Source organism: Kitasatospora sp. NPDC047058, assembly GCF_040643935.1.
GTDB lineage: Bacteria > Actinomycetota > Actinomycetes > Streptomycetales > Streptomycetaceae > Kitasatospora.
Genome location: NZ_JBEYVJ010000342.1, coordinates 1 through 7,299 on the forward strand (window position 1 = coordinate 1; position 7,299 = coordinate 7,299).

Genomic DNA, 7,299 nt, shown 5'->3' on the forward strand with positions numbered 1-7,299 from the left:
GCCGGAGCCCGATCGGGCGACGGCCAGCGGGTCGCCGGCAACGGCGCCCAGCACGGCGAGACGGCCGAGGCCGCAGGCCGGGCCGAGACCGCCGGCCGGACCGAGAACGTCGGCCGGACCGAGGGCGATCCGCGGACCCCCAAGATCCGCGCGACCGCCGCCGTCGGCAAGGCGCACTGACCGGTTCGTCCGGCGGTGGGGGCGGGGGCGCCGGGGGGGGTCGGGGCGGGGTCCGGGGGGGGGGCGCGGCGGGGGGCGGGGGGCGGGGGGCCACCCCCCCCGGGGGGCGGCCGGGCCCCCCCCCCCCCGCCACGCGGCCGGCCCTCGTCGACCCGCTCGACCGTCTTCGAAGGTGTTCGGGTCGGCGAGCGCATCGAACACACGAGCCATGGAAGAGTCGACGCCCCTGGCGCAGTGGATCTCCAGCAAACAGCCCGTGACAGGTAAAACGAGCAACTGCACGTTGGTGTCAGATTTATCGATCACCTGGTGACAACCGCAGTGATCCATCGGCCGACCCAGGCCAGCACCTCCAACATGGCTTGGTGACAACTAACGCGATCCGGCACACGCGCGCTCCGACATCAGCCTGATGGCCCGATGTGGCGTGGCCGGCCGCCGAGACCCGCCCGGCTACGGTGATCACCCCCGCTCCCCGAGGACACCCATGCGCCCTGCCCGTTTCCAGCAGCTGCTCCTCGACGCCGCGGCCGGCCTGCCCGGCGTGGCCGCGAAGGCTCTCGCCGACGCCGGCCACACCCGCCATCCGTACGGCATCGCCGTCGAGGCCGACGGCCGGACCTCGCTGTGGCAGGTGGTCGGCATCGGCGCCCCCGGCAGCAGGTGGGCCGACCCGGAACCCGAGCCGGTCCTCGGCACCAAGCCCGCCAGCGTGGACGTGCCCGCCCCGGCCGGCGACCCGGCCTCGGTCGAACACGCCCTCGTCGCCGCGCTTCTCGCCGCCGACCCCGGCGAGATCGCCGCAGCCGAGATCTACTCCGACCTGCCCCGCCCCCCGGCCGTCGGGCACGGGGCGACGATCGACTTCCACGACGGCTCCCGCGTCTTCATCAACCACGTCCGCTGATCCAGGCCGTCCGGCCGCGCGGTCCCGCCCCGGCGCCCGTACAGTCCGAGACGATGGCCACCAGCAAGCCCTCCCCCGCCTTCGACGTGATCGCCGACGGGCTCTACCTCCTCGCCCCGGCCGACTTCACCGCGGCCCGCACCCGGCACGCCGACGAACTCAAGAAGACCGACCCGGCCCTCGCCAAGCGGATCCGCGCGCTGCACCGCCCCACCCAGGCCGCGTGGGCCGCGAACCTCCTCGCCCACCACCACCGGGACCAGGTCGAACAGCTCCTCGGCCTCGGCCAGGCCCTGCGGGACGCCCAGCAGCACCTCGCCGGTGCGCAGCTGCGCGAGCTCGTCGAGCAGCGCCGCCGTCTGGTGCGGGCGCTGACCGAACAGGCGGGAAGGGACGCCGCGGCGGCCGGCCATCCGCTTGGCGCGGGCGCCGTCACCGACCTGGAGCGGACGCTGAGTGCCGCGCTCGCCGACCCGGAGGCCGGACGGGCCCTCGCCGAGGGCCGGCTGACCGCCGCGCTGGACCCCGTGCTGTGGCCGGGCGCCGCCCCCGGCGTGCCGGAGGCGGCGCCCGGCAGACAGCGGCGGGCGACGAAGAAGGCGCCCCTGCCGACGCACGGGCCGCGGCGGCCCAGGAGGAAGCCGAGCGGCAGCGTCGACGCGAACTGGAGCGGGCACGGGAGACGGTGGCCGCGGCCGAACAGGCTCAGGACGCGGCCGACGCCCGTGCCCGGGCCGCCGCAATGGTGCTCGCCGACGCCGAGGCGGCCCGGCAGCAGGCGCAGGGCGAGGCCGAACAGGCGCGGGTCGCGCTCGCCGACGCCCAGGAGCGCGACACCAGCGCCCGGGACGCTCTCGCCCGTGCCGAGGAGCTGGTCAAGTCCGCCCGGGACGAGGCACGCGGGGCCGCCGAGCAGGCCGACAGCGCGCGGGACGCCTTCCGGCTGGCGGCCGGGCGGCTGCACGCCCTGGAGCCCGGCAGCCACACCGAAACGTAGCCGCAACGCGTCGCACCCGCGCGGTCGGGGTTTGGGCAGGCGGGTGGCTGCCCAGGTGCCAGGTAGGACGCCGCCGCCGAGCGAGGCCGAACTCGGGGCCCTGGGCCTCCAGCTCGGCCGCGAAACACTCTGGCTCCGCCCACGCCTGTCAGCCCTCCTCCAACAACTCGTCCACGAACGCTTCCCCGGCCTTCGCCCCTCCAGCCCGCCCAGCTCGAACACGCTGCAACGGCGCCTCCAACGCCTCGGTGTCCACAGCACCGGCAAGGCACGCAACGGCGCCTGGCTGGCCCTTGTCGGCGCGGTCCACTGGAAGATGCTCGCCGACCTCCTGGGCGCCGCAGACGGCACCGCCCACCACTGGCACAAATGGAACGGAGGCGACCGCGCCGGCTACGTCGCCAGCCGGCTTCGAGCAGCACAAGCCCCGACGAGCCCCGAGTAGAAGCACTACTGGCAGTCACCAACGCCAACCCGGCAGGAACAAGCATTGCCTGCCGTCAGTACCCGACTGTGACGGTTGATGCCCGGCTCGGCAGCGCCAAGGAGGTCGGCCAACTCTCGTCGAACGCCCTGCAGCTCGCGGTGTGAGATGAGGGTGCACCGAGTTCGATCTCGGCATGAGTTCTGTAGTACCTCTGGCAGGCCTCTTCGATTCATCCGTTCTCTCCATGCCTCCTCCTTCCCGCGAGTAATTTGTCGGTGTGGTCACCACAGGACGGTGACAGGAGGAGGGATCCGATGGGGCAGCAGTTGGCGCGGGTGCCGCTGGACGGCGGGGGTTCGATCCTGGTCGAAGCTGTGGACAGTGCGGTCGGACCAGTGAAGGCGAGCCGTGTCGGCGATGCGATCCGTGAGCTGCCGGTGGGGCTGGGTGCGGCCCTGGAGCCGGTGACCGACCTGGCCCGCACCGTGCTGGCGCGGTTGCGCGATGCGGGGCCGGCGGAGCTGGAGGTCGAGTTCGGAGTAGACCTTGCCACAGAGGCCGGGGTTGTGATCACCAAGACGGCCGCGAGCTGCCATCTGACCGTGAAGCTGACATGGCGCAAGGAGGACGCCGACACCGGCGCCGGTCCCACCCACGCACCGGGTACCACGTCGACGGACTGATCCCGTGGATGCCGGGCACGACGCCCGCACGTTCGATGTGCTGACCGCCGCGGTCGCCCAGATCCGCGGCGGGAACGAGGTAGTGCTGGGAACGGGCTTCCTGATCGCCGAGAACCTACTCGTCAGCTGCGCACACGTCCTGGCCGCGGGTGGCTACGGCCCCGGGGATTCGGTGCAGTTGCGGTTCCCACGTCTGCCCGGTGTCCCGGCGCCGACGGGCCGGGTGCTGGAGGAGGGGTGGCGCGACCCGGAGGAGCAGGACATCGCCCTGGTCCTGCTGGACGACGTGCCGGCGGGCACGGCCCCGCTGGTGCTGGGATCGGCGATGGGCTGCCGCAGGCACCAGGTTTGCTCGCTCGGCTTCCCCGTCGTGGCCCCGCCGGAGGGGCATTTCGGCTCGGGCACGGTCGTGGGGCTGTTGCGGGCTCCCGACCGGGCCGGTGATCTGCTGCAGTTGACCGATGCCAACGATATGACCACCGGGTTCAGCGGTGGACCCGTCCTCGACGAGACGACCGGCCTGGTGGTCGGCATGGTCACCGCGATCACGCCGCCCGACGACTACGGCCGGGGCCAGAACATCGCCTACGTCACACCGACCGAAGCACTGCGGGAGGCATGGCCCGCGCTCGATGTGGGCGACGTGTCGCCGTACCGGGGACTGGAGCCGTTCGCCGCCGAGCACGCCCGCTGGTTCCACGGCCGCGATGAAGCGGCGCACCAGGTTCTGGCGAGGTTGGGGGATGGGCCGATGGTAGTGCTGCTGCTCGGGCCCTCGGGAGCGGGCAAGTCCTCCCTGGTCCAGGCAAAGGTGCTGCCCGAGCTGACTGCCGGGCGGCTGCCGGGCAGCCATCTTTGGCGCCAGACGGTCGTACGGCCCGGCCCCGACTTGGAGGCCGCCCTCGAACAGGCCCGGCTGCCCACGGACCTCGGCCTGGCCCGTGAGCGCGTGGTGCTGGTCGTCGACCAGTTCGAGGAACTCCTCGCATCCACGGACGAACCTCGGGTGAGGGCCCTCACAGCCCTCACCTCCCTTGCCGGGGCAATCCTGTCCACCACTCCCGCGCCCGACCTGGTCCTCGTCCTCGTCATGCGCGACGACTTCTACCCCCGACTGTCCGCCCTGGCCCCCAGGCTGCTGCGGGCCGTACTGGACGCAGGCGCTGTACTCAACCTGCCCACCACACTGGCCAGTACGGAACTGACCGCGATCGTCACCAAACCCGCCGCCGACCTGAAGGTCCACTTCGAAGCGGGGCTGGCACAGCAGATCGTCTCCGACGTCCTGGCCCTCAACCCCCACACCACTGTTGCCTTCGAGGCCCCGGCCACCGTACTGCCGCTTCTGGAAGTCGCACTCAGCCGGCTCTGGGACAGCCGCCTCGACCACGACGGCCGCCTCACCCACGACGCCTACCGCCACATCGGCGCCGTGACCGGAGCCCTGGCCGGCTGGTGCGACAACGCCCTGCGCGAACTCGACGAACCACAGCAGCGCATCGCCCAACGGGCACTCACCGCCCTGGTCCGCCCCGCCGACGAGGCCCTGAACATCCCGGCAGCACGCCAAAAGCTCCCACTCGACGAGCTGCGCGAACTCGCCGCCGACAACGGCACACCCCAAGCACTCGAAGCCGTCGACGAGGTCCTGGCCGTACTCTCCCAGCACCGCATCATCACCACCGACCGGTTACGCCAACCGAAGCCGGCAGCGGCTTTGGAAGCAATCGACCCAACTGTCGGAACACCGATGGCCGAACTGATCCACGACGCCCTCATCCGCGACTGGCCCACCCTGTGCCGCTGGATGAAGCAGGACGCCCGGTTCTACGACTGGCTCCACCGCATCCGCACCCAGTACACCCGCTGGCAGGAACAGCACGATCCCCAGGACCTGCCTGCGGGAACGCTCCTCGCCGACGGCACGGACCTGGTAGGCCAGCGCCGCCTGCCCGCCGAACTCGCAGCGTTCCTGAATGCGGGCCGACGCCGCCAGCAAGCCGCCGTACGGCGTAGCAGGCGCCTCAGCTCCATTCTGGCAATCCTCCTCGCCCTCGCCCTACTAGCCTCCGGAATTGCCTTCTGGCAACGGCAGGCAGCCATCACTGCCCAGCACACTGCGCAGTCCCAACAGCACACCGCGCAGTCCCGGCAACTCGCCGCCCAGTCGACCGTCCTCCTCGACACCGACCCTGACCTCGCCTCCCTGCTCGCCGTCGCCGCCTACCGCACCGACCCGACTTCGGAAGCCGCCAACGCCCTCAACGCCGCCGCCGCCCTCCCCCTGCACCGCCGACTCACCGGGCACACTGGCATCGGGGCCTCGGTGGTGTTCAGCCCCGACAGCCGGACCTTCGCAATCGCAAGCGCCGACGGCACTGCGCGGCTGTGGGACGTGGCCACCGGCAAAACCACCGCCACCCTCACCCACCCCACAGGCCCCGTGCACTCGGTGGTGTTCAGCCCCGACGGCCACACCCTCGCCACCACCAGCGACGACGGCACTGCGCGGCTGTGGGACGTGGCCACCGGCAAAACCACCGCCACCCTCACCAATCCCACAGGCCCCGTGCACTCGGTGGTGTTCAGTCCCGACGGCCACACCCTCGCCACCGCGGGTAACTACGACGGCACCGCACAACTGTGGGACACCGCCACCGGCAAACTCATTTCCACCCTCACCGGCCACACCGACACCGTGTACTCGGTGGTGTTCAGTCCCGACGGCCACACCCTCGCCACCGCGCGTAGCTTCGACGGCACCGCACGACTGTGGGACGTGGCCACCGGCAAACTCATTTCCACCCTCACCGGCCACACCGACACCGTGTACTCGGTGGTGTTCAGCCCCGACAGTCGGACCTTCGCCACCACCAGCGACAGCACCGCACAACTGTGGGACACGGCCACCGGCAAACTCATTTCCACCCTCACCGGCCACACCGACACCGTGTACTCGGTGGTGTTCAGCCCCGACGGCCGCACCCTCGCCACCACCAGCAGCGACGGCACCGCACGACTGTGGGACGTGGCCACCGACAAAACCACCGCCACCCTCACCCACGCCACAGGCCCCGTGCACTCGGTGGTGTTCAGTCCCGACGGCCGCACCCTCGCCACCGCCAGCAGCGACGGCACCGCACGACTGTGGGACGTGGCCACCGACAAAGCCATTTCCACCCTCACCGGCCACACCGGCTCTGTGGAGTTGATGGTGTTCAGTCCCGACGGCCGCACCTTCGCCACCGCCAGCAGCGACGGCACCGCACGACTGTGGGACGTCGCCACCGACAAAACCATTTCCACCCTCACCGGCCACACCGGCCCCGTGTACTCGGTGGTGTTCAGTCCCGACGGCCGCACCCTCGCCACCGCAGGCAGCGACAGCACCGCACGACTATGGGACGTGGCCACCGACAAAACCACCGCCACCCTCACCCACCCCACAGGCCCCGTGCACTCGGTGGTGTTCAGTCCCGACGGCCGCACCCTCGCCACCGCAGGCAGCGACAGCAGCGTACGACTGTGGGACGTGGCCACCGGCAAAACCACCGCCACCCTCACCGGCCACACCGACACCGTGTACTCGGTGGTGTTCAGTCACGACGGCCGCACCCTCGCCACCGCAGGCAAGGACAACACTGCGCGGCTGTGGGACGTGGCCACCGGCAAAACCACCGCCACCCTCACCGGCCCCGTGTACTCGGTGGTGTTCAGTCCCGACGGCCGCACCCTCGCCACCGCCAGCAGTGGCAGCACCGCACGACTGTGGGACGTGGCCACCGGCAAAACCACCGCCACCCTCACCGGCCACACCGGCGCTGTGAGCTCGGTGGTGTTCAGTCCCGACGGCCGCACCCTCGCCACCGTGGGTAACTTCGACGGCACTGCGCGGCTGTGGGACGTGGCCACCGGCAAAACCACCGCCACCCTCACCAACCCCAGAGGCCCTATGTACTCGGTGGTGTTCAGTCCCGACGGCCGCACCCTCGCCACCGCCAGCTACGACGGCACCGCACGACTGTGGGACGTGGCCACCGGCAAAACCACCGCCACCCTCACCGGCCACACCGGCGCTGTGAGCTCGGTGGTGTTCAGTCCCGAC

General features: G+C 71.4%; 6 protein-coding genes. All 6 read left to right on the plus strand.

Annotated features, from left to right (window positions below):
• A partial coding sequence (locus tag ABZ885_RS32155) for a hypothetical protein (RefSeq protein ID WP_360196463.1) occupies positions 1 to 180 on the plus strand: 180 nt, incomplete at its 5' end.
• Positions 181 to 667: 487 nt separating this feature from the next.
• Positions 668 to 1,087 (plus strand): hypothetical protein, encoded by a 420-nt coding sequence (locus ABZ885_RS32160; RefSeq protein ID WP_360196466.1) that lies wholly within the window; start codon positions 668 to 670, stop codon positions 1,085 to 1,087.
• 685 nt (positions 1,088 to 1,772) lie between these two features.
• Positions 1,773 to 2,084 carry a hypothetical protein gene (locus ABZ885_RS32165; protein ID WP_360196469.1) on the plus strand — a complete coding sequence of 104 codons (312 nt, stop codon included), beginning with the start codon at positions 1,773 to 1,775 and terminating at the stop codon, positions 2,082 to 2,084.
• A 55-nt stretch (positions 2,085 to 2,139) separates the two neighbouring features.
• Positions 2,140 to 2,529, plus strand: coding sequence for a hypothetical protein (locus ABZ885_RS32170; RefSeq protein WP_360196472.1), 390 nt, complete (start codon positions 2,140 to 2,142; stop codon positions 2,527 to 2,529).
• A gap of 296 nt (positions 2,530 to 2,825) precedes the next feature.
• On the plus strand, positions 2,826 to 3,194 hold the full coding sequence (locus tag ABZ885_RS32175; protein WP_360196475.1) for a CU044_2847 family protein: 369 nt from the start codon (positions 2,826 to 2,828) through the stop codon (positions 3,192 to 3,194).
• Positions 3,195 to 3,198: 4 nt separating this feature from the next.
• The coding region (locus tag ABZ885_RS32180) for a trypsin-like peptidase domain-containing protein (RefSeq protein WP_360196478.1) at positions 3,199 to 7,299 on the plus strand (4,101 nt) is incomplete at its 3' end.